Here is a 22,996-nt window from a genome sequence, read left to right as displayed (position 1 = left end):
TGCAAGAATGAGGGATAGCTGTAAAAGAAGCGGATAAGCTTGCGAAAGTGAAGGATAGCGCTATAAAAGAAGCGGTTAGAACTGCAAGAATGAGGGATAGCTGTAATAGAAGCGTGTAGTCCCGCTAAAATACTGAATAGTTATCATAGAAGGAGGCAGATGAATTTGAAGAATGAAGAAAAATTGCCTGATGAACAGGAGCAGCAAGATTTTTATCAGAAACTACGTACAAAATTAGTAGCGTTTCTTGGATCGAAAAAGGGAAAAAGTAATAAATTTACACCGTATTTAATGTTTGTGCCTGATTTATTTCATTTATTAATTAAAACCGTAACGGATGCGGGTGTGGATAAGAAGAGTCGTGCGTTAATTGGGGCATCCATTGCGTATTTTGTGTTGCCGATGGATCTAATGCCAGAAGGACTATTGGGCTTTGGTGGCTATTTAGATGATGTAGTGCTAGCAACTTTTGTGGTAAATACGATTATCAATAAATTGGGGCCAGATGTAGTAGAAAAGCATTGGACAGGAGATGACAAGCTTTTGCATGTGCTGCAAAAGGTGGCCGAAGTGAGTGATGAGGTTGTCAGTAAAATTCCTGTGAAATCGCCAATTGCTCAGTTTGTGAAGCAAGAGAGTAAAGATCAATAATAATATTATGTAAACTCATAACACCCTAAAAAATGAACCTGTGATAAACAGGTTCATTTTTCTAATAAATTCCGGAGCTGTTGTACAGGTACAAACAGGCCGACACGACCAATGGGCTCATATTTCATCGTTGCAAAGATCACCCCAATAACCTCGCCCTTTTGATCGATGACAGGGCTTCCACTATTCCCACGATAAACAGGTGCTTTTAGCATCATCACAGGCTCCTGCCAATCCTCTAATTGAATGGATTCTAGCAATGTCCCCTCATTAGCAATGCCCGTAAAAGCAAGTGGATTTCCAATAAAATAGACATGTTCATTAGCCGAGTAAGGTGGCTCTTCTGCAAGAGGGAGATAGGGGAGCTGCTCGGCTTCCACTTGTACTAAGGCTAAATCTACGGCTGGATAGCTCTCGATTAATGTTGCCTCCATCAACCCCTCATCTGGAAAGACGACAGATAATGTTGTGGCATTTTCTACTACATGGGCATTGGTGACAATCAAACCATCAGGAGAGATGGCAAAACCAGTGCCTTTACTGGAGCCTGTCGAAATTTCAACGACTGCCTTTTTATAGGTTTGTATATCCTCTTGTGCTGAGAGTCTCGTTGAAACCTTGATAAATTCAAGTGCAGGTATGGAATAAATTTGAAAAATCAGGGCGAATGTATTGAAAAACAGCACCATTGCCATGCCCCACACAATCCAGCGGACAAAAGGCTTTTGTTTTTTGGGCCTTTTTCCATGAATGCGTTCTTCTCGCTCCTGTGCCAATGCTTTTTGCTGTTCCTCGAGTACAAGCTCAATAAATTCTTCTTCCGTTAAGTCTTCTTGCTTTGGTTTTGCATTATGTATATCACTCATGTATGGCCCTCCTTTGCTAAAAAACAGACGCCCAAGCAGGACGCCTGTTTTCATTCAATTATTCTATTTTTTGCAAGGTTGATGTCACAACAAATGGCTCATCTTGCTCTGTTTCCATCGTATCCTCTGTGCGGATTAGGCCAATATCTTTTGCAAAATATTTGATTGTCGTCATTTGATCTTTAGAGCGGCTTAGCTGGATGACATCTTGATAGACCGTTGTGCCTGTATCGACAGTGGCGGTCGTTGATTCAATGGTCCAACCTTGAAAGCTCATCCCGACTTGTAATGGCTTTTGAAGTATGGTTTCCAGTACAGGGTAAGAAGCTGCCTCTGCTGCACTTGGCATGCTTGGATTGCTGTCAACGGGTTCTCGATAGACAAGATCAATGCTTGCATCGGTTATACGATAGATTTTTAATAGTGTCACACCACCATTATCCTCTATTTGCGCGATATGCTGTGTATCGAGATAGGTTGTTTTTAGTGTGAAGCTGGCAAACTCATTTCCTTCCCCTTGAAAAGAGGCGACGGATCCATCAGGTGGAAAATAGGATAGAAGTGACGTTTGATCTTGTTCATCTGATTGCTTGTCCTCCACAGGTGGTGTTGGCGATGGCACAGGCTCTTCTTTGACTTCTTCACGACAGCCAGCAAGTAGAAATGCAAGAGAAAGTACGAGAACATGGTATCTCATAAGCACACTCCTTCGCTATTTTCTTTCATTATACGTGAATGGAGGGCGTTATACGAATGAAATGAGGTGTTTATCTAATAATAATATTATGTAAACTGCATACTAGAAACTTGTAACAGAATGGAAAATTAACTATGATAGAAATGAAGTTAAAAATGGGGGGCAAAGATATGTATAGACAAGTAGATGATTTTTTACAAGAATGGTCAAATGCATCGAAGGGAACACTGCAAGTATTACAGGCTTTAACAGATGACAAGCTAGCGCAAAGTATTGTAGAGGGTCATAGTACACTTGGCTGGTTAGGTTGGCATTTAGTTGGGGCGGCTGGTTATTTTAGCTATCTAGCAGGGTTAAAAGTACCAATGATTCGTCAAGAAGATCCTGTACCAGCGACTGCAGCTGAGATCGTGACAGCCTATGAAAGCGTTGCAAACGGTATCAAAGAGGAAGTGGCTAAGCTTTCGAATGACGATTTACTAGAGGTAGTAAATGGCTTTACGGCGCCCATGCCAAAAGGGGCTTTATTACGTGTATTAATTGACCATCAAACACATCATCGTGGACAAATGACGGTCCTGCTACGTCAAGCAGGCTTACCAGTACCTGGTGTGATGGGACCAACAAAGGAAATGCAATAACCATGCAAGCGGCAGATATATCGTTTATCTGCTGCCTTTTTTAAATTGACACTTACCTACTAGTAAGTTAGTATAAAGCCATGACAAATAGAAAAATGCAAATTATAGAATTAACATTGAAGAATATTCAGGAAAAAGGTTTCACATCATTTAGTTATGAGCATTTAGCAAAGGAGCTTGGCGTTACGAAGGCAAGTATTCATTATCATTTTGAGAAGAAGGGAGATTTAGGGATCGCTGTTTGCGAAAGAATTCAACAAGGGTTAGTGGGGGCTTATACACTGATTAAAGAGTCCACTATGCCAGCTGAGGAAAAGCCTTTTGCCTTTATTATGCAGCGAGTAAAATTCCTTGAGCAAGATGGTGTTTGTCCTATCTCAGCTTTACAGGCAGACTATCAAGAATTACCGCAACCGATGCAAGAAAAGCTTCAGCAGCTTAGCCAAATGGAAATCGATGTTTTTGTGGAGCTACTGAAAGATGCTAAACAACAGGGCGCCCTCCAAGCCACTGATGATTTGGAGGCACTAGCTGTATTCCTTATTTCAAGTACGAAAGGGGCATTACAATACAAACGCGTTTTAGGAGAAGCGTTCTTTCTCAAAATGCTGGCGCAATTACAGGAATTGTTAAAATAAAAAACGAAAACAAAAAGGAGCGATGTACATGGTACGAAGAGTCGTAGTTACTGGATATGGTGTTGTTTCCCCATTAGGTAATTCAGTATCAGCCTTATGGGAGAATATAAAAGCAGGACAATCAGGGATTCGAAACATTCAAGGGGAGGCATTTAGCGGCATTAATACGCAAATTGCTGGGGCGATCACGGATTTCGATGCAACGCAGTATATGGATAAAAAAGAAATCAGTAAGTATGATTTATTTGTACAATATGCTGTTGCCGCTTCCCAACAAGCCCTGACGCAAGCTAATTTAAATATGGAGCAGGTGGATAAGGAGCGTTTAGGCGTATACATTGGCTCAGGTATCGGGGGCATTGAGACGATTTTAGAAAATCATCAGGCTATGCTCGATAATGGGCCAAGAAAGGTGTCACCGTTTATGGTACCGATGATGATTAGCAATATGGCTGCTGGGATTCTAGCGATTAAAACGGGCTTTAAAGGGCCAAGCTTTTCACCTGTTTCGGCCTGTGCGACAGGAAACCAGGCCATTGGAGAAGCATTCCTAGCGATTCGACATGGCTATGCGGATGGTATTTTAGCAGGTGGAGCGGAGGCACCCATCAATCCACTTAGCTTTGCTGGATTTTCTCGTATGAAAGCCATGTCCACAAGAAACGATGCGCCAACAAAGGCTAGTCGACCATTCGATAGCGAGCGAGATGGCTTTGTCATGTCTGAAGGGTCTGGCATTGTGTTCCTAGAGGAATATGAACACGCTAAACAAAGGGGCGCAACGATACTTGGTGAGATTGTTGGCTATGGTGTCACAACCGATGCTCATCACATTACAGCACCTGATTTTACGGGCGCTGCCAATGCCATGAAGCTCGCATTGAAAATGGGCGAAATCGATGGATCAGCTGTCGATTATATCAACGCACACGGCACAAGCACACCAGAGGGAGATAAATCTGAAACGAAGGCTATTAAAAGCGTTTTTGGTGACCATGCCTATCACTTAAAGGTCAGCTCCACAAAATCAATGACAGGGCATCTCTTTGGAGCAGCTGGTGGAATCGAAGCCATTATTACATTGAAAAGTATAATGGATGGCATCATTCCACCAACGATTAATTATGAAACGCCAGATCCCGAGTGTGATTTAAATTATGTTCCAAATGAGGCGCTTCATCAATCCATCCACTTCGCTTTATCCAATGGATTTGGCTTTGGTGGTCATAATGCTGTGCTAGCCTTTAAAAAGTATGAGGAATAAAGCAGTAGATTGTTGATAAAAGGATGGTATGAAATTGGATGTTCATACCATTTTTTACGTTTGTTCGATCATCTTGCTAAGAGAAGGAGGAGCGTAAATCAATAAGTTTTTCTTATGATAAATAACTAGAAATTCGTACTATTACTTATGTTTATGATATGGTAAATTCAAGGAAAAAGGGGGATGAATGATGAGAATTTTTGATGCCCATTTTCATATTATTGACTTTGATTTTCCGATTATTGAAAATCAAGGATATACACCACCAAGCTATGTAGTAGAGGATTATCAAAAGGATACAGTGAATCTCCAGATAGCAGGGGGTGCCATTGTATCAGGGTCTTTTCAAGGATTTGACCAAGCCTATTTATTAAAAGCATTGAAACAGCTCGGTCCCGCATTTTGTGGGGTAACGCAATTACCTTATTCAGTTACGGATGATGAAATTGTTCATTTACATAACAATGGGATAAGGGCATTACGCTTTAATAGTAAACGAGGTGGCTCAGAGGATTTATCGCAGCTAGATACATTTGCACGAAGGGTTTATGATTTGGTGGGCTGGCATAGTGAGCTCTATATCGATGCGAAGGAATTACCAGAGATAGCCGCCACCATTGAAGCTTTACCAGCCATCTCCATCGATCATTTAGGGTTGTCGGAAGAAGGGATGCCACATTTATTAAAGTTGGTTGACAAGGGGGTACGTGTCAAGGCGACTGGCTTTGGTCGTGTGGAGCTAGATGTGAAGCATGCGTTACAAGCGATTTATAACGTCAATCCAGATGCGCTCATGTTTGGAACAGATCTGCCGTCCACAAGAGCCAAACGACCTTTTCATGATGGGGATATGGAATTAATTCAACAGCTATTTGATCAACAGGCTGCTGATAAAATTCTTTATAAGAATGCGCTACAATGGTATTTCCAGCGTTGAATACCAAAAAAGAATCCATTTTGGCATTAAAATGGATTCTTCATTTTTGAATGGAGACGCCACTAAGCATTTCGATAGTTGGCAAACATAATTTCATTATAATATTGTTCTAATTGGGGCATACCCAAGTCTTTTGCGCTCATTAGCTCAGCCTCTCGGTCATATGGTACTCTAATGAATTGGATGGCATTGTTTGAATAGGTTCCATCTAGGATCGCATAGGAAGCGGAAGTTAGGTCAAGTGAATTACCGACACTCCCCACATTACAAAGAATTCCTTGTTTATATGTATGTAAAAAAGTTGTATGGATATCGCCATAGAACACAATATCAGGGCGTTTCTTGTAATGGATTGAATTGGTTACTTCATTATTTTCAAACATAGATAAACGCTTTTCAAGTGGATGACTCGGTAAAATACGTTCAAATTCACTTCTTGGAGATGCATGGAAAAATCTTATTAGCTGCCCATTTAACTCAAGGTCAATATGGAAGGGTAGGGATCCGAGGTACTGATAGTCTTTTGCTGTTAAACGATCTTTCAACCATTGGAGATAATCATTGTCAGTAGGGGATTGAATAAATACGTCCCAATTGCCTCGAACGACTTGTTCGCAGTTCTGTTGGATAAGCTCTATACATGCAGATCCTTGAGGGCCTTTGCCGATTAGATCACCTAAACAAAAAATTCTTTCAATCTTTCTTAAGCGAATGTCTGTTAACACGGCCTCTAATGCCGTTTTATTCCCATGAATATCTGAAATAATTGCAATTTTCTTCACGAAGCTTCCCCCTCATCAATGCTATACTCTTTTATTCTATAAAAATCCTTTTAATCCTTTAAAAACCAGATAAACGCAAAAAGACATACATATTTAGCAAATAAAAAAACCCTCTACCAACATGGGGTAGAGGATTTTTGTAAAGCTTAGCTTAAGCCTTGGCTATCTTTCCACTCTAAAAATTCATCATATGTTAATTGTTTATCTAAAATCGAGCCGTCTTCACGGATTTCGATGACACGGTTAGCGATTGTTTGAATGAACTGATGGTCATGTGATGTGAAAATCATCGCGCCTTTGAAACGAATTAAGCCTTCGTTCAATGCTTGAATAGATTCAAGGTCAAGGTGGTTCGTTGGTTCATCTAATAAAATAACGTTTGCTGTCGCAAGCATCATTTTGGATAGCATACAACGTACTTTTTCGCCCCCAGATAGAACAGCAGGGGATTTTTTCACTTCTTCACCAGAGAATAACATACGTCCTAGGAAACCACGTAGGAAGCTTTCTGTTTCATCATCTGGAGAATATTGACGTAGCCATTCCACTAATGTTTTCTCAGAACCTTCGAAGTACTTGTCATGATCGTTTTCGAAGTAGCTTTGAGATGTCGTTACACCCCATTTAAATGTGCCAGCATCCGCTTCTTTTTCTTCCATTAAAATATCAAGAAGTGCTGTTTTCGCCATAGGGCTACCAAGTAAAACAATTTTATCTTCTTTGTTCAATGAGAAGCGAATGTCCTTGAATAATGTTTCACCTTCATTACTTGCCGTTAGGCCTTCTACTGTTAGGACATCATTACCGATTTCACGACCGATTTGGAAGTTGATGAATGGATATTTACGGCTTGATGGCTTAATATCATCCAGCTCAATTTTATCCAGCATTTTTTTACGAGATGTTGCTTGCTTCGATTTAGAAGCATTCGCAGAGAAACGTGCGATAAACGCTTGTAATTCTTTAATTTTCTCTTCTTTTTTCGAATTTTGGTCTTGTGCCATTTTTTGCGCTAATTGAGAAGATTCATACCAGAAATCATAGTTCCCTACATATAATTGGATTTTCGAGAAGTCCAAATCCGCAATATGTGTACATACTTTGTTTAAGAAGTGACGGTCATGGGATACAACAATAACTGTATTCTCAAAGTTAATGAGGAACTCTTCCAGCCATTGAATCGCCTTTAAGTCAAGGTGGTTGGTAGGCTCATCGAGTAATAGCACATCAGGCTGACCAAACAGTGCCTGTGCAAGTAATACTTTGACTTTGTCAGAACCTTCAAGATCACCCATGAGCATGTAATGAAGATCATCTGAGATACCTAAACCGTTTAATAGTGTAGCCGCTTCTGATTCAGCTTCCCAACCGTTTAGCTCTGCAAATTCACCTTCTAGCTCTGCAGCACGCATGCCATCCTCATCTGAGAAGTCTTCCTTTGCATAGATAGCATCTTTTTCTGTTTTCACGTCATATAGGCGTTTATTCCCCATAATGACTGTGTCGAGCACTGTATGCTCATCGTATTCGAAGTGGTTTTGTTTCAGGACGGATAAACGTTCGTCCTTGCCCATCGATACATTCCCTTCCTGTGCTTCAATTTCACCAGAAAGGATTTTTAAAAATGTTGATTTACCAGCACCATTTGCCCCAATTAAACCGTAGCAATTGCCTGGTGTGAATTTTATATTTACGTCTTCAAATAGTTTACGATCGCCATAGCGAAGACCTACATTACTAACTTGAATCATGCAAGTTCCTCCTTTTTTCACAATGGCTCTAGTATAGCATGAAATATGTTCCATAGTCTATAAACATTATTAAATCAAGGTTTGGCGTTCTTTCCACATTTTTTGTTAAACATAAACTGAATAAAGATACAATAAAAAATTAAATTTGGTGTAACTTTCTGCGAGCGTGAGGCGTCTATATTGTAGTGTGATTAACTATTTTTGAAAAAGAATAGAAATTTTACATCATTTACCATGGGGATTTTAGTTGCTTCTTCACAAAGGTATCGTCTAAAATGATTCTGACTGTTTTTTTATGTCAAGTGAATCATCACTGGTGCCCACAAGCCCATCCCCGTTTTGAATGCCAGCTATTCGTTGCTCTTTCATTCATACTAGATTGATGTTGCTAAAGTTAGGATAAAAACATCACAATCCTCATAAATGATTTCATTCATTTATCTTGATGATAATTTCATAGAGAATACTGTAAGCAAAAGCATTATTCGTTTGCGGTAATGATATGCCTGCATTCAACTAGGACATTCAGCCCTTAAGGCGGGAATGATGATTAAATAAACACATCGATGGAAATTTTAACAATTGGAGGTATATTATGGGTAAGGGCTTATTATGGACAGCCACTTGTGTAATAGTAGTTTTACTTGGGTTTGGTAGCTACTATTTTATTAAAGATATAACAAACTCTATGGCATACAATAAATTAGTGGATGAGTATAAAAAGCCAGAACCAATTGAACATATAGAGGCAGAATATGATGTCATCGTCATCGGTGGTGAACCAGAGGGTGTGGCTGCGGCGGTGGCTGCTGCACGAAATGGTGCGAAAACATTGCTGGTCGAAAAACGACAAGAGTTAGGTGGATTATTTACATATGGTATGCTGAATTTCCTCGACATTCCTCGTGATGGCCATAACAACTCGATTAGTGAGGGGATATTTAAGGAATGGCATGAGCTTGTTAGAGGGAAAGATGCTTTTGGCATTGTAGGTGCTAAGGCTGCCTTTAAAAAGCTGATTGATGAAGAGCCTAACTTAACCTTATCCGTGCAAACCGAGGTCGTGAAAGCGAATGTCAAACAACAACAATTAACGTCTGTGGAATTAAAAAATGAGTACGGTACATATTTTGTGACAGGAAAATCATTCATTGATGCCACACAGGATGCTGATTTTGCTGCCATGTCGGGCGTTCCTTTCTTTGTAGGTGGGGAAGATATTGGCATAAAGGATAAACGCATGGCTGTGACCTTAATGTTGCATTTAAAAAATGTCGATTGGGATGAAGTGAAAAAAGCAGCTAAATCCAATGTATTTGGCGGTGCCAATTTAAATCATACCGTTATGTGGGGCTTTACAAAGCTGCATGATGAATACAAGCCTTTGCAAGAGGGCACAAGGTTACGAGGGTTGAATTTAGCACGTGTAGATGATGAATATTTCATTAATGCCCTACAGATTTTTGGTATTGATGGCTTGAACGAGCCTTCAAAACAAGCGGCCATTGTCGCAGGGAAGAAGGAAACGCTACATATTCTAAACTATTTACAAACAAACTTCCCTGGGTTTGAAAAGGCTGAAATTGTTAGCTATCCAGAAGAACTCTATGTACGAGAAACGAGACATATTTGGGCAGAGTATCAATTACCAATGGCTGACCTTTGGAAAAATAGTGATCAGTGGGATAGCATTGGGATTGCCTCTTATCCAGTCGATGTGCAAGCACAAACGCCTCATGATTACGGCTATGTGATTGCTGCACCAAAGCAATATGCCATTCCTTTCCGATCGTTAGTACCAAAGGACATTGATGGCTTACTGGTAGTTGGACGCTCTGCAGGTTATTCATCACTCGCTGCTGGTAGTGCCCGCATTGTTCCTACAGGGATGGTGACAGGGGAAGCGGCTGGGACTGCGGCTGCTCTTGCACAGAAGCATGATGTAACCTTTAGAGACATGAGCAAGGATAAAAAATTAATCGCTACGTTACGAGAGCAATTGACTAAACAAGGTGCCTATGTCGACTCATTTTCTGTATACTATCCATATCAAGAGGAATGGTATGATGAAGCCATTCAAACGCTCATTAATTATGGCCTTGTAGTGGGTGGCTATGATAATGACTTAAAAGTAGACAGTAAGGCGACAAAAATAAAGTTTGCTAAAATGTTAAAAGAGAGTATGCTACGTGCTGGTGGAGAAAGTGCATCAGGAATGAAGGATCAGCTCGAAATTGTCATCAATAAAGTTTATAATCAAGGCGATGAAGCTATTGAACGAGATGAGCTAGCTCAGTATTTGGCTGATGTCCTCATCGGTGAATCCAATGCGACTAGCTGGGATACATTAGTTGAAAAAGGAATGGTCACGGAGCAGGTAGCCAAAAAAATCTCTGATAATAAGGAACTAAAATTAAAAGAGATGTATGCCATTATGGCTGATGTTATTCATTATGTAGAAAAGAAACACTCCTCTTCTTGAGGAATGTTTCTTTTTTTTCTATTGTCCATCCTTTTGATCCAATTGATAGCTTATATATGTTAGCACGGAAGCTATGAGTGCTAACATCCCACCAGCCCATGATAGTTTGTCTAGACTACCGGTGGCTACAACAACCCCTCCAATTGCGGCACCTAATGCAATGCCCACATTAACGGCTACAGGGGTTAACGAGGATGCAAAGTCTTTGGCAGACGGGGAATACCTTTCTGCTAGATCCATGAAGTATAGTTGAACAGTTGCATTCACAGCATAAAGCATGACAGCCATTAACATAATACTCATCAAACCCAGCCACGTGGAGGACATCGTGAAATAGAGGGTAAATAAGATAATGGCCTGAAAGATGAATGTATAGCGCAATTTACTAAGACCGTTATGTTGAGCGATCTTGCCAGCTAAAAGATTACTAAAGATCGAAAAAAAACCATAGATTAACAGAACAATACTGATATATTTCGTATCAATCCCAAGTTTGTTTTCTAAAATTGGCGTAATAAAAGTATAGATTGTGTATGTTCCAGCAATCGTAAAAACAGGAATGAAGAATGCTAGAATGATTTTAGGTTGCTTAAATAAACTTAATTGGTCTGATAGCGAACCTTTTGTTCCTTTACTATTCCGAGGTAGCACAAAGAGGCTGATGACAAAGGCAATCCCTCCTAATAGAGCCGTTAACCAGAATGTCATATGCCAATTACTCCATTGACCCACCATCGTTCCTAGCGGTACACCCATAACGTTCGCAATCGTAAAACCAGCAAATAGTAAGGCAATGATAGAGGATCTTTTTTCCTTTGGCATACAATCATTTGCTAAAGACATAGATAATGCTGTTAGCACACCGCTGACAACAGCCGTAACAACTCTAGAAGTCATTAAAATACCATAGGAACTAGCTAAGGCACTTACGATATTTCCAAGTATAAAGATAGCAATGAACAGTAACATGAGTGGATATTTTGCAAATCTACTAACAAAACCGGTTAAGATAGGTGTACCAATGGCATAGGCAATCGCAAATCCAGAAACCAAGGAACCAGCAGTGGCAATGGTAATGCCTAAATCTGTTGAAACCTCTGTTAATAATCCTACAATGACAAATTCACTTGTTCCCATGACAAAAGTTAATAATGTTAAGGTAAAGGCTAAAATTTTATGTTTATGACTAAGTGTATTTTCTTTCATCAAATAATGACTCTCCTTTTATATTTATATATCGAGAATAATCGATATATTATGCGAAACCTAATCAGTATAGCGTATCTATTTATCGTGAATAATCGATATGATAACTAAAACAGAAACCCAATTAATCATTTTGGGTATCTGAGACAAGAAACGAAGCAATTTGATGAATCGTTTCTTCTTTTAATTTATAATATGTCCATTGACCATGACGAAAAGATTCGAGAAGTCCAGCTTTTTGCATCATATTTAAGTAGTGAGAAACGGTTGATTGAGAAGTTTTAGCTTTCTCTTGAATATCACCAACACATACGCCTCCTTCGATACTCACTTTTGGGAAATGTTTCTCAGGTTCCTTCAGCCACTGTAAGATGTTTAGCCTCGTCTCGTTTGATAACGCTTTGAAAATTTCAATTGGTTCCATATCGAGATAATATATCGAATTATCTCGATATGTCAATTGCTAAGTACCGTCATTTTACAGTAAAAATGGTTGACGCCAATAAGGAAGTCCGGTAATATATGTAAAAATCATAGAAAAATTCGATGAAAAAGAGAGTAATTGATGGGATGACTGGCAAGCGAGTTAGGGATGGTGTGAGCCTAATGCAGGGACCATGAATGAAGCGCACTTTGGAGAAGATTCTCGAACAAGTAGTAGAGAATAGCGGGGCGTCACCTCGTTAACAATGGAAAGTGGTCATGTCACATGGCAACTAGAGTGGTACCACGGGATTATCATGCTCTCGTCTCTAATTTTAGAGGCGAGGGCTTTTTTATTTGGACAGGAGGAGAATCAAGATGAATAAACAAATCGCGGACAGTATAGCAGTCGCATTAAATCAACAAATAACAGGAGAGGAAATATTGTCATTATTAGAAAAACCAAAAAGCTTGGAGCTAGGGGACGTGGCCTTTCCATGCTTTACCCTAGCAAAAATGTGGAAAAAGTCTCCACAAAGTATCGCAGCAGATATAGCAAGTCAATTAAACCATGACAGTATCCAGCGTGTGCAAGCTGTTGGAGGCTATGTCAATATTTTTCTAGCTCAAGAAAAGGTGACCCAGCAGGTGTTAAGCAAGATTCTGCGCGACAAGCAACAATATGGCACTATGCCAACAAAGATGGAAGCAGTCGTCTTGGATTTTTCATCTCCTAACATTGCGAAGCCATTCTCGATGGGACATTTACGTTCAACGGTCATCGGCAATGCCTTAGCAAATATTGCAGAGAAAAATGGCTATCAAGCCATTCGTATCAATCATTTAGGGGACTGGGGTACACAGTTTGGTAAGCTGATTGTTGCTTATCAACTATGGGGAAACAAACAAGCCATTTCAGCGTCACCGATTGAGGAGCTATTAAAGATTTATGTGAAGTTTCATGAAGAGGCAGAGCAAGATCCAACACTGAATGAGCAGGCTCGTGCCGCCTTTAAAGCATTGGAGGACGGTGATGCAGAGGCACTGGCATTGTGGCAATGGTTCCGAGATGTGTCATTAGTAGAGTTTCAAACAATATATGAGCTGTTAGGAATTGATTTTGATGCCTTTACAGGTGAAGCCTTTTACAATGACAAAATGACACCTGTTGTGACAGAGCTAACAGATAAAGGGCTCCTCGTGGAATCAGACGGAGCGTATGTTGTGGAGATGGGGGAGATGCCTCCATGTTTAATAACGAAAACGGATGGGGCCACACTTTATGCAACACGTGATTTAGCAGCCGCCCTGTATCGTCAACAGCACTACCAGCCCAAAAAGATGTTCTATGTCGTTGGCAATGAGCAGTCCCTCCATTTTAAACAGCTTTTTCAGGTCATCGAAAAAATGGGCTATCCTTGGGCAAAGAATCTACAGCATGTCCCATTTGGCATGATGCTGAAGGATGGTAAAAAAATGTCGACTCGTAAAGGCAAAGTGGTGTTATTAGCAGATGTGCTAGCAGAGGCCATTGCGACGGCGAAGCGTAATATTGAGGAGAAAAATCCTCATCTTCCAAATAAAGAACGAGTAGCACAGCAAGTGGGCGTTGGAGCAGTAATTTTTAATGATTTAAAATACCACCGCCTAAACGATATTGAATTTTCAATTGAGCAAATGATGAATTTTGAAGGGGAAACAGGACCATATGTGCAGTATACGTATGCGCGTATTTGCTCCATTTTAGACAAAGCAAATGCACCTTCTCAAGACATGATATTCACACCATTAGGTGAGCAGGCTTGGCCGATTATCTTATTACTGGAGCAGTTTCCAAAAGCGGTAGCTATGGCTTTTGAGCAGGCTGATCCGTCCCAAATAGCGAAATATGCCTTACTACTGGCACGTTTATTGAATAAATATTATGCACAGCACAAAATATTAGCAGATGATGAACAACAAGCATCACGTCTCGCACTTTGTCATAGTGTGGCCATTGTCTTAAAAGAGTCTTTAGCCTTATTGGGTATTGAATCCCCTGAAAATATGTAATGAACATTAGCCATTTAAAAGCAAACGGTCCAATCATTGACCATCCATCGAAAACATGGTAAAAGGATAGAGGAATCGATGCAAGTTTTTCATAAATGAATGTTGCGTAATAGTAGAGAGGATCGAATAAATGGCTAAAAAACAATGGACCGTTTCACTCACCTTAGTGGTCATTAGTATATTTTTTGTAGCACTCAATATGAGACCAGCCGTAACGGGAATAGGACCGCTTTTTAATGTGCTGATGACATCGTTACATGTCTCGACTACAAGCATCAGCTTTCTCACATCCATCCCCGTTTTTTGTATGGGCTTGTTTGCACCTTTGGCTGTCCCGCTACAGCGAAAAATGGGCACGAAATCAGCTATCACCCTTTTAGTGACCCTCCTTGTTGTCGCCAATGGGCTACGCTTTTTCCAAGCAAGCTATTTCTTGCTCATCGTGACAAGCTTCGCAGCAGGCTTAGCGATTGCGATGATTGGTCCTATTTTAAATGCTTATATTAAGAAAAAGTTTCCCGAACGCTTCACGACAGTTGTCGGTATTTATTCATTCGGTATTGGCGTAGGGGCTACTTTAAGCGCAGCCTTAACCGTGACTTTTTATCAGGGGTTCGGTAATAGCTGGACAGTCGCCCTCGGCATGTGGTCAATACTCGCCGTAGTCGCGCTCGTTATCTGGCTATGGGCGATTCCATCCGGGCACAACGAGCAGCTGCAACAAGTAACTGCGACAGAACATGCCCGTAATCCGTGGACATCTAGACGTGCTTGGGTGATCCTCTTGTACTTTGGTTTACAAACGTCGCTCTTTTTCTCGATCATGTCATGGCTCACACCGCTACTACAGGATAAAGGCCTGTCATTAGAGGCAGCCAGTGCCATGCTGACCATAATGTCCGTTGTACAAATGATAGGGAATATGGCGGTGCCACTTCTCATGGAAAAATGGCCTAGTCGCATGGCCTGGCTGCTAGTGTTAAGCTTTGTTGGTGTGATTGGATTTATGCTACTGTGGCTCACATCGGGTATTTACCTATGGCTGGCTATTTTATTAATTGGCATTATGTTAAGTGGACTATTTCCAATCGGTCTATTGTTGCCTCTTGATGAAGCCAAAAATGATCAGGAGGCCACGAGCTGGTCATCCATGGTGCTAGCAGGTGGCTTTATGGTAAGTGCGATTATCCCCATCCTAATAGGCGTTTGCTATGATTTAACAGGTAATCATACATGGACATATCTGATCTTTCTCCTATTAATGCTTGGCATTTTGGCAACGACTGGACTGCTAAGAAAAAAAACATCGTAAGAGACATGTGTGACGTTGCACATGTCTTTTTTAGTGAAAATTATTTTGAGGGTATGATATCCTTCCATCCTCACAGCAAATTGCGTCTTCCATCAATATTAATAGGTAGAAAGAAATGAATTGAGCAAAGTAGCTGCATTTTTCTAATATTGATAATTTCATAATAATATTATGTAAACTTGAAACATCCTCACGCCTTGATTATGATAGAGAAGAGAGAATGTTGAATAGAAAGTTTTGGTGAAGGTATGTATAAAAAGATGCTCGTTTTAGGAGCGACAGCTTTACTTGTAGCAGGCTGTGACAGTCAAATAGGTACAGGTTGGTTTCAAAATAAAAAGGCAGAGGTGCAAACAGAGGGAGCGGTGACGAAGCAACAGGAAAAAATTGTGCCAGAGGTCAAAGTAATTGGAGAGCATGGTGTTGGTGCAGGTATTATTATCAAGCAACAGGATAATCAACTGTATATTTTAACGAATGGCGCACTGGTGGCATCCAAACCAACTGCCCTTGTTCAATTTGGTGAGGACAAGCTGGTAGCAGCAACTATTCATGTCATGTCAACAGCCTATAATATGGCCATGTTACGAGTATCCTATCAAGCGGATGTGCAAGTGCCTAATCTCTATGAAGGTGAGCTCAATCAGCTAGCTGTTTATGTGAATGGTTTACCTTATACGATTCAAAAATATCAAGATAAGGTAGCGGCCTATTTTATAAAAGCAGAACAATCGATACCTCTAGGAAGCCCTGTCATGGAGGCTGAAAATGGAGCCATTGTCGGTCTTTATGTTAATCGACAACAGCAGGGAGAGTCCCAACCATACATATTGCCTATAAAGGAATTTCAATCATCCATTGATGAATGGATTGACGAGGGCATGACAGCCAGTGTACGACTATCCCAATCGAAAAATTTATATCCCTATATCGAACAAGGGGATAAAGAAGCTGTACAGCAAGCAATCGAACAATATGGAGAAAATGTATTTGCGTATAATACCGATGAAATTAAGCTATTTTTAGATACGTTTCACAAGCATTTAAAGGGTGCAGTGACAATTCAGGATGCAAGTGTCATGAAACCCATTGTCGGGACAGAGGCGATACAGGAAACCTTGGCTAGTATGGTTGCCTACTATGCTTCCAAACAAGCCAAAATTCATTTCGCTGACACGGACATTCAGGATATTCGCGTAGAAGGACAGCGTCTCATCGTGCAAGCCAAAACGGAATATATGCTGACGAATGCTGCTGGACAGGAGGCACTTGCCTACTCCAACATGCTGTATGAGCTAGAAAAAAATGAACAGGGCGAGTACAAGCTACTTGGTCTCACAAATGAGGAGTGAATTTTGCATGGAGCAAGCAAGACAAATGCTACAGCATCATTTTGGCTATGAAACCTTTCGCCAAGGTCAAGAACAAATTATTGAACAAACATTACAAGGGCAATCAAGCCTTTGTGTCATGCCAACAGGTGGAGGGAAGTCCATTTGCTATCAAATTCCAGCGTTAATGCTTGAAGGGTTAACCATCGTCATTTCACCTCTGATTTCACTGATGCAAGATCAGGTAGAGGCTTTACGAACGGCTAACATTCCAGCAGCCTATATCAATAGTACGCTAACAGCACAGGAAGTGGATGAAACGATGCAACTTGCGAGTGCGGGGTATTTAAAGCTCCTCTATATTGCACCAGAGCGACTAGAAAGTACTACGTTTCTTCAAGCATTGTCGTATTTATCTGTGCCATTGCTAGCGATTGATGAGGCTCATTGTATATCGCAATGGGGGCATGATTTTAGACCAAGCTATCGTTCCATCCACAAGCTTTTTACGCTATGGCCACAAAAGCCCACAGTTTTAGCACTAACAGCCACTGCGACGCCAGCAGTTTGTGATGATATTCGTCAATTGTTAGCAATTGATGAGCGAGCAACGGTCATGACAGGCTTTTCGCGTGAGAATTTGGCGCTTTCGGTGTTAATTGGCGAAAATAAAGAACGCTATATAAAAAATTATGTACAAAAAAATCAACAGGAAGTCGGCATCATTTACGCTGCCACTCGAAAAGCAGTAGATGCGATTTATGATATGCTGAGTCGCTCTGGTGAAGCCGTTGCAAAATATCATGCGGGTCTATCAGAGGACTTGCGAATGGCTGAGCAGGAGCGATTTTTAAAAGATGAGGCACGTATCATGGTGGCAACGAATGCTTTTGGTATGGGTATTGATAAAAGTAATGTGCGCTTTGTGTTGCATTATCAAATGCCTCGTAACATGGAGAGCTATTACCAAGAAGCGGGTCGTGCTGGGCGAGATGGTCTGCCAAGTGCGTGTATTTTATTGTATGCTTCAGGCGACGTCCAAACACAGCGTTTTCTTATTGAACAAACACAGGATGAAGCGCGTATTACCCAGGAGCTAGCCAAACTTCAAACAATGGTGGATTACTGCCATACAGAGGGCTGCCTCCAAAATGCGATTTTATCGTATTTTGGGGAAGAGGAGGAGGAGCCTTGTGGACGTTGTAATAACTGCAATGATGGACGAGCAGTAACAGATGTGACGGAGGATGCGCAAAAGGTGCTAGCCTGTGTTGTACGCATGGGCCAAAAATTCGGTAAGACCATGGTGGCACAGGTGTTAATTGGCTCTAAAAATCAAAAGATAGCTGAATTTGGCTTTGCCCGATTATCGACCTACGGCATCTTAAAGGGAAAATATGCCTCAAAGGATGTATCCAACTTTATTGAATTTTTAATTGCTGAGGGCTTACTGGCCGTGAAGCACGGTACATTCCCCACAATTTATGTGTCAGCAGAAGGCAAGGAGGTACTGCTTGGCAATCGACACGTCATGCGCAAGGAAGCTGTCACGGTGAAGAAGCTGGTGGATAATGATCCATTATTTGAACATTTACGTGTGCTACGGAAAGAAATTGCCGACGAGGAAAAGGTACCGCCATTTGTTGTATTTTCGGATAAAACGTTACGTGAAATTTGTGATAAAAAACCATCCGAGCTTGAAGGGCTACGACATATTAGTGGGATTGGTGAAGTAAAATTCGAAAAATACGGCATTCGTTTCTTCAATGCGCTCCAATCTTATTTGGAAACAACATCGAATAGTTAAGTTCCATTGAAGTGCTTAATTCATAAGAATTAGGCACTTCATGTTGTAGAAAAAGATCATTGTCACCAGCAGAATAAAATCTTCTAACATGGTGAGAAGTTGATTTCCGTTCCGCCAATGTCCTTTCCAGGGGGCGTCAATGAGCTGCTTCACTCATTCTAATCAACCATGCTACCAAAGTGCTTAATTCAAAAGAATTAGGCACTTTTTTTATTGGGCAAGCATCTTAAAGACGCTCTTATTCTGATTTGGCGATATTCGCTTTCAGGTATTTTAAAAACTCTTTTGCTGCCAAAGAGAAATGCTTTTTCTTAGACCGTACCCATCCAAAGGAACGTTTATTGGATTCAAAATTTATTAAGGGTATGGGGACAATCTCTCCATTCGTAACATAATGATCATCCTGTAAAGCTATATCCATCAAAAAGGTGATGGCTAAGCCCTCTGCAACAGCTTTTTTGATGACTTCGGTATTATTAGTGGTAAATAAAATATTAAGAGGGCCATACTTATGCATAAATTTTGTAATAGAATCCTTCCATATTACCCCATCATACATGACAATTGTTTCATGGATTAGCTCCTCAGGTGTGATATAGTCACTAAATGCAAGTGGAGAATGCTTGCTGACACATACCATGATTTTGCCCTCTATTAAGGCTTCGAAAACCAATTCTTCATGCGCATTCCAATCAATATCATCAAGCATCGCTAAGCCAATATCGATCTTCCCTTGAATCACTTCTTCAATAATCGTTGGTGATTTTTTTTCGGTCATATGGATACGAAAGGAAGGGTAATCTTTTTTAAAGCTTGTTAACGCTTTAAGTAAAATGGGCAGAAAGAAGCTAGGGCTAGCCGTTATATTCAATTCCCCGTTTATGAGGGAGGTTTGCTCTTGTGCTTCTTCCTGTATTTCTTCCAACTTCATCACAATTTCATAGGCTTTTTTTATGATATTTTTCCCTTCGGCTGTTGGTATGGCGCCTAGCCGTGAACGTGTAAACAAGGAAATACGTAATTCTTGCTCTAAGTTCGTAATGGATTTACTGATCGTTGATTGTGAAACATGAAGATTCTGTGCTGCGATGGAAATCGATCGTGTTTTAGCTACCTCAACAATGTATTTTAATTGCTCTATATGCACAATCATCCCTCTTTTTATATGAATTATATTCAAGTATCTATGATATTTTACCATTTTACTTTATTCACAGCCATATATAAAATAATGAGCGAGAATATTTTTATTATTCTAAAAATTTAAAGTGGAAACGTTTTCGTTCTGAGATTGAACGAGTGTTGGAAAGGAGTACAGTATGCAAGCAACAGGGACAATTGAGTATCTTGATCAGTTAAAGGAAAAGTTACGAGCGTTTATTGACAATGAACTATTACCGTTTGAACGGGAGCATGAAATGGATGCAGAGCAAAAGATTTTGATGGAGCAAATTACATGGGTTCGAAAGCGATCAAAGGAGCTTGGATTTTATGGTATCAACCTACCAAAGGAGTTGGGAGGGCAGTCGCTTAGCTTAAAGGGACTATGTGTTTTAAAGGAAGAGCTTGCAAAATCAGGCGCGGTTTTATGGGGGCATGTTTTGGGTGAAATCGGTGGACCTTTCCGTATTGGTCAGATGGTAAACGTTTTTACGCCAGACCAATTAACAAAGTACGTCATGCCAGTGATTAATGCTGAAGCAGGTTGTTGTTTTGCATTATCAGAGCCTGGTGCAGGATCTGATGCCCGTGCCATTCAAACAACAGCTATACGGGATGGTAATAGCTACATATTACATGGGAAAAAACATTTTATTAGTGCTGCACCCTATGCTGACTGGGCAATTGTTTTGGCAAAGGAAATGGTAGAGCCAACTGATGTAAGCGTTACTTCCTTTATTGTAGAGAAACAGACAGAGGAACGACCAGGTTTTGAACTCGGCAAGATTCAAGTGCCTATATCGGGAGAACATAGTACAGCTGAGCTAATTTTTAACCAATGCCGAGTGCCTGCTACGAATATTGTCGGTCAACGAGGCAAGGGATTGATGCTGGGGCTTAACAGAATCAATGAAAACAGAGCGTCTTGGGGAGCTACCTACCTTGGGGTAGCACAGCGTCTATTAGATGAAGCTGTTGATCATGCCAAAGAGCGTAGACAGTTTGGTAAACCAATTGCGGAATTTCAAGCTATTCAACATATGTTAGCGGAAATGGCCACTGAACTCTATGCAGCACGTTGTATGCTCTACTATGTGATCGAACGTATGGACCATGGTGAAAACGTGAGAGGGCAAGCATCTATGGTGAAACTGTATACCTCTGAGGTTGCCAATCGAGTGGCAGACAAGGCAGTTCAAATCTTGGGTGGTCAAGGGTTAATGAAAGGACATCCTGTAGAGAAAATGTATCGAGATGTACGGATGTTTAGAATTTTGACGGGTACATCTGAAATTCAGAAAAACATAATAGCTAAAGAATTGCTGAGTCAATCATAAAAACATCGTCTTTCGAAACGATTATTTACCTAAAGGAGGAAGTTTACATGGATGCTATAACGTTTCAAGCTTTTCTATTTACTAGTTTAAATAAATTTGATAGACAGCCAGCGCTTACTTGTGTAGAGACAAATGAAACGATTACTTATAAGACATTACGGGAACAAGTTGATGCGGCAGCAAGCCAGTTAGGTCGTCTTGGCGTACAAGTCGGAAAGCGTGTTGCAGTTCTCATTCCAAATAGTATTGAAAATGTTGTCTACAATCTTGCTGTCAGTCGGTGTGGAGCTACGGTCGTTCCGTTAAATGATAAGCTAGGCATGAAGGAAATTGAGTTTATTTTAAGAGATGCGGAGCCTCAAGTCATCATTATGGCCACGCAGAAGCATATAGCATCTGTTCTAAGCTATCAACAAGAAATCGGCAAACAGACCGTTACTGTTGTTGGTGTGCCTGGGTTTGGTATTGACTACCCGGAAGAATTTTATCGTATGAAGATAGAGCATAAAAAAGGCTATGACGTCTTTCCTGATGCCTCATTAGATGATGTAGCCATCCTATCCTACACAGGTGGCACAACTGGAACGCCAAAAGGAGTCATGCACTCTCAGCGAGGTTTTGGGGCTTCCCTGATGGCTTCTTGCATGGAGTATCCATATGATGACCGAGACAAGGTGTTGTTTTGTACGCCCATTATCCATGCGGCAGGCGTGTTGCTACAAAGGTCACTTGCATCTGGATGTCATGTCTATATCATGAAGGCATTTCATCCACAACAATTTATGCAAATTGTACAAACGGAGCGGATTACAAGCACCTTTGTTGTGCCAACGATTATTTATCGGCTAATTGATGAGGCCAAGCAAAAAAGCTATGATGTCAGCTCATTACGCAATATCAATTATGGGTCATCACCCATTTCCTCTGAACGTTTGAAAGAAGCGTTTGAAATTTTTGGTCCTATTTTTAGACAACAGTATGGCATGACGGAATGCAGTATCGTTATTGCCAGATTGACAAAAAGCGATCACCTTTTTGCCTATGAGCACAATTTGGATGTGTTAAAGAGCTGTGGAAAACCGTGTATGCTTACCCAAATTCGCTTAGTCGACGATAAGGGCCAAGATGTTCAACCATTGCAGCCAGGTGAAATTGCAGTCAAAACACCTTCTGTATCCATTGGTTATTACAATAGACCTGATCTAACAGCAGAGGCATTTCAGGATGGCTGGTTCTTTACAGGTGATATTGGACAATTCGATGAACAAGGCTATCTTCATATTGTCGAACGGAAAAAGGATATGATTATTTCGGGTGGCTTCAATGTGTATCCTGCTGAAGTAGAAAGAATTGTGAACCAGCATTCGAAGGTGGCTATGTGTGCTTGCATCGGCATCCCGCACAATGATTGGGGGGAGGCGGTTTGTTTAGTCGCAGTGCTACGTGAAGGTGAAACGTGTACGAAAGAAGAATTAATCGAGTTTTGTAAGCAACGTACCGCTTCCTATATGGTGCCAAAGGAGATTATTTTCGAGGCATCTTTACCACTTACAATGGTAGGAAAGATTGATAAGAAAGAGCTAAGAAAACCTTTCTGGGAAGGAGCGGCACGTTTAGTGAATTAGAAAGAAGACTTACCCATTCAATGAAAAGGAGTG

General features: G+C 40.7%; 19 protein-coding genes and 1 other annotated feature. Of the genes, 12 read left to right on the top strand and 7 right to left on the bottom strand.

Annotated elements, in window-relative coordinates:
- Window positions 1–159: 159 nt before the first annotated feature.
- Window positions 160–651 (top strand): YkvA family protein, encoded by a 492-nt coding sequence (locus ACEVFT_RS16065; protein WP_342443639.1) that lies wholly within the window; start codon window positions 160–162, stop codon window positions 649–651.
- Window positions 652–704: 53 nt separating this feature from the next.
- Here ACEVFT_RS16065 and ACEVFT_RS16060 read toward each other — a convergent pair whose 3' ends face one another.
- The gene (locus ACEVFT_RS16060) at window positions 705–1,517 is read right to left on the bottom strand and encodes a S1C family serine protease (RefSeq protein ID WP_393950708.1); all 813 of its coding nucleotides are present in this window, start codon (window positions 1,515–1,517) and stop codon (window positions 705–707) included.
- A 58-nt stretch (window positions 1,518–1,575) separates the two neighbouring features.
- Window positions 1,576–2,214 (bottom strand): hypothetical protein, encoded by a 639-nt coding sequence (locus ACEVFT_RS16055; RefSeq protein WP_393950707.1) that lies wholly within the window; start codon window positions 2,212–2,214, stop codon window positions 1,576–1,578.
- A 170-nt stretch (window positions 2,215–2,384) separates the two neighbouring features.
- Between ACEVFT_RS16055 and ACEVFT_RS16050 the strand changes: the two genes are divergently transcribed.
- The 4 genes from ACEVFT_RS16050 (at window position 2,385) to ACEVFT_RS16035 (ending at window position 5,694) form a co-directional block, all read left to right on the top strand.
- Window positions 2,385–2,855, top strand: coding sequence for a DinB family protein (locus ACEVFT_RS16050; RefSeq protein ID WP_393950706.1), 471 nt, complete (start codon window positions 2,385–2,387; stop codon window positions 2,853–2,855).
- A gap of 80 nt (window positions 2,856–2,935) precedes the next feature.
- Entirely contained in the window at window positions 2,936–3,493 is a 558-nt protein-coding gene (locus tag ACEVFT_RS16045; protein ID WP_393950705.1) for a TetR/AcrR family transcriptional regulator, read from the top strand.
- A 28-nt stretch (window positions 3,494–3,521) separates the two neighbouring features.
- The gene (gene fabF / locus ACEVFT_RS16040; protein ID WP_393950704.1) at window positions 3,522–4,757 is read left to right on the top strand and encodes a beta-ketoacyl-ACP synthase II; all 1,236 of its coding nucleotides are present in this window, start codon (window positions 3,522–3,524) and stop codon (window positions 4,755–4,757) included.
- A gap of 190 nt (window positions 4,758–4,947) precedes the next feature.
- Window positions 4,948–5,694 (top strand): amidohydrolase family protein, encoded by a 747-nt coding sequence (locus ACEVFT_RS16035; RefSeq protein ID WP_393950703.1) that lies wholly within the window; start codon window positions 4,948–4,950, stop codon window positions 5,692–5,694.
- A gap of 62 nt (window positions 5,695–5,756) precedes the next feature.
- Here ACEVFT_RS16035 and ACEVFT_RS16030 read toward each other — a convergent pair whose 3' ends face one another.
- Together ACEVFT_RS16030 and ACEVFT_RS16025 are read right to left on the bottom strand one after the other, a co-directional pair.
- Window positions 5,757–6,476: a metallophosphoesterase family protein gene (locus ACEVFT_RS16030; protein ID WP_393950702.1), complete on the bottom strand. Its 720-nt coding sequence runs from the start codon at window positions 6,474–6,476 to the stop codon at window positions 5,757–5,759.
- A gap of 146 nt (window positions 6,477–6,622) precedes the next feature.
- On the bottom strand, window positions 6,623–8,227 hold the full coding sequence (locus ACEVFT_RS16025) for an ABC-F family ATP-binding cassette domain-containing protein (RefSeq protein WP_205443472.1): 1,605 nt from the start codon (window positions 8,225–8,227) through the stop codon (window positions 6,623–6,625).
- Between the two features lie 595 nt (window positions 8,228–8,822).
- On the opposite strand from ACEVFT_RS16025, the gene ACEVFT_RS16020 reads away from it, so the two are divergent.
- Window positions 8,823–10,709 (top strand): FAD-dependent oxidoreductase, encoded by a 1,887-nt coding sequence (locus tag ACEVFT_RS16020; protein WP_393950701.1) that lies wholly within the window; start codon window positions 8,823–8,825, stop codon window positions 10,707–10,709.
- 18 nt (window positions 10,710–10,727) lie between these two features.
- Here the strand turns inward: ACEVFT_RS16020 and ACEVFT_RS16015 are convergent, their stop codons facing one another.
- Together ACEVFT_RS16015 and ACEVFT_RS16010 are read right to left on the bottom strand one after the other, a co-directional pair.
- A complete protein-coding gene (locus ACEVFT_RS16015) occupies window positions 10,728–11,915 on the bottom strand; it encodes an MFS transporter (protein WP_393950744.1) in 1,188 nt (395 codons plus the stop codon).
- Between the two features lie 124 nt (window positions 11,916–12,039).
- Window positions 12,040–12,339, bottom strand: coding sequence for an ArsR/SmtB family transcription factor (locus ACEVFT_RS16010; RefSeq protein ID WP_131520404.1), 300 nt, complete (start codon window positions 12,337–12,339; stop codon window positions 12,040–12,042).
- A gap of 113 nt (window positions 12,340–12,452) precedes the next feature.
- Window positions 12,453–12,672 (top strand) — a binding site (T-box leader).
- A gap of 44 nt (window positions 12,673–12,716) precedes the next feature.
- Here ACEVFT_RS16010 and argS point away from each other — a divergent pair.
- The 4 genes from argS to recQ all read left to right on the top strand — a co-directional run bounded on the left by argS (window position 12,717) and on the right by recQ (window position 18,840).
- Window positions 12,717–14,390 carry an arginine--tRNA ligase gene (argS, locus tag ACEVFT_RS16005; protein ID WP_393950700.1) on the top strand — a complete coding sequence of 558 codons (1,674 nt, stop codon included), beginning with the start codon at window positions 12,717–12,719 and terminating at the stop codon, window positions 14,388–14,390.
- A gap of 130 nt (window positions 14,391–14,520) precedes the next feature.
- A complete protein-coding gene (locus ACEVFT_RS16000; protein ID WP_393950699.1) occupies window positions 14,521–15,702 on the top strand; it encodes an MFS transporter in 1,182 nt (393 codons plus the stop codon).
- A gap of 248 nt (window positions 15,703–15,950) precedes the next feature.
- Window positions 15,951–17,054, top strand: coding sequence for a TcaA NTF2-like domain-containing protein (locus ACEVFT_RS15995; RefSeq protein ID WP_393950698.1), 1,104 nt, complete (start codon window positions 15,951–15,953; stop codon window positions 17,052–17,054).
- A gap of 7 nt (window positions 17,055–17,061) precedes the next feature.
- Entirely contained in the window at window positions 17,062–18,840 is a 1,779-nt protein-coding gene (recQ, locus tag ACEVFT_RS15990) for a DNA helicase RecQ (protein ID WP_393950697.1), read from the top strand.
- A 238-nt stretch (window positions 18,841–19,078) separates the two neighbouring features.
- On the opposite strand, the gene ACEVFT_RS15985 is transcribed toward recQ, so the two are convergent.
- Window positions 19,079–19,987 carry a LysR family transcriptional regulator gene (locus ACEVFT_RS15985; protein ID WP_342534701.1) on the bottom strand — a complete coding sequence of 303 codons (909 nt, stop codon included), beginning with the start codon at window positions 19,985–19,987 and terminating at the stop codon, window positions 19,079–19,081.
- Window positions 19,988–20,159: 172 nt separating this feature from the next.
- Between ACEVFT_RS15985 and ACEVFT_RS15980 the strand changes: the two genes are divergently transcribed.
- Together ACEVFT_RS15980 and ACEVFT_RS15975 are read left to right on the top strand one after the other, a co-directional pair.
- On the top strand, window positions 20,160–21,338 hold the full coding sequence (locus ACEVFT_RS15980) for an acyl-CoA dehydrogenase family protein (RefSeq protein WP_393950696.1): 1,179 nt from the start codon (window positions 20,160–20,162) through the stop codon (window positions 21,336–21,338).
- 47 nt (window positions 21,339–21,385) lie between these two features.
- The gene (locus tag ACEVFT_RS15975; RefSeq protein ID WP_393950695.1) at window positions 21,386–22,963 is read left to right on the top strand and encodes a class I adenylate-forming enzyme family protein; all 1,578 of its coding nucleotides are present in this window, start codon (window positions 21,386–21,388) and stop codon (window positions 22,961–22,963) included.
- Window positions 22,964–22,996: the final 33 nt, after the last annotated feature.

Origin of the sequence: Lysinibacillus sp. PWR01 (assembly GCF_043359455.1) — a bacterium.
In the GTDB taxonomy this organism is placed as follows: domain Bacteria; phylum Bacillota; class Bacilli; order Bacillales_A; family Planococcaceae; genus Lysinibacillus; species Lysinibacillus fusiformis_F.
Note: the sequence above shows the minus strand (reverse complement) of the source record. Positions and strands in the feature narration are given on the sequence as shown.

Coding starts and splice junctions, on each gene's coding strand:
- ACEVFT_RS16025 (WP_205443472.1), bottom strand. CDS start 8,227: ATGATTCAAGTTAGTAATGTAGGTCTTCGCTATGGCGATCGTAAACTA.
- ACEVFT_RS16015 (WP_393950744.1), bottom strand. CDS start 11,915: ATGAAAGAAAATACACTTAGTCATAAACATAAAATTTTAGCCTTTACC.
- recQ (WP_393950697.1), top strand. CDS start 17,062: ATGGAGCAAGCAAGACAAATGCTACAGCATCATTTTGGCTATGAAACC.
- ACEVFT_RS16065 (WP_342443639.1), top strand. CDS start 160: ATGAATTTGAAGAATGAAGAAAAATTGCCTGATGAACAGGAGCAGCAA.
- ACEVFT_RS16000 (WP_393950699.1), top strand. CDS start 14,521: ATGGCTAAAAAACAATGGACCGTTTCACTCACCTTAGTGGTCATTAGT.
- ACEVFT_RS16055 (WP_393950707.1), bottom strand. CDS start 2,214: ATGAGATACCATGTTCTCGTACTTTCTCTTGCATTTCTACTTGCTGGC.
- argS (WP_393950700.1), top strand. CDS start 12,717: ATGAATAAACAAATCGCGGACAGTATAGCAGTCGCATTAAATCAACAA.
- ACEVFT_RS16050 (WP_393950706.1), top strand. CDS start 2,385: ATGTATAGACAAGTAGATGATTTTTTACAAGAATGGTCAAATGCATCG.
- fabF (WP_393950704.1), top strand. CDS start 3,522: ATGGTACGAAGAGTCGTAGTTACTGGATATGGTGTTGTTTCCCCATTA.
- ACEVFT_RS15975 (WP_393950695.1), top strand. CDS start 21,386: ATGGATGCTATAACGTTTCAAGCTTTTCTATTTACTAGTTTAAATAAA.
- ACEVFT_RS16035 (WP_393950703.1), top strand. CDS start 4,948: ATGAGAATTTTTGATGCCCATTTTCATATTATTGACTTTGATTTTCCG.
- ACEVFT_RS16010 (WP_131520404.1), bottom strand. CDS start 12,339: ATGGAACCAATTGAAATTTTCAAAGCGTTATCAAACGAGACGAGGCTA.
- ACEVFT_RS16060 (WP_393950708.1), bottom strand. CDS start 1,517: ATGAGTGATATACATAATGCAAAACCAAAGCAAGAAGACTTAACGGAA.
- ACEVFT_RS15995 (WP_393950698.1), top strand. CDS start 15,951: ATGTATAAAAAGATGCTCGTTTTAGGAGCGACAGCTTTACTTGTAGCA.
- ACEVFT_RS15980 (WP_393950696.1), top strand. CDS start 20,160: ATGCAAGCAACAGGGACAATTGAGTATCTTGATCAGTTAAAGGAAAAG.
- ACEVFT_RS16045 (WP_393950705.1), top strand. CDS start 2,936: ATGACAAATAGAAAAATGCAAATTATAGAATTAACATTGAAGAATATT.
- ACEVFT_RS16020 (WP_393950701.1), top strand. CDS start 8,823: ATGGGTAAGGGCTTATTATGGACAGCCACTTGTGTAATAGTAGTTTTA.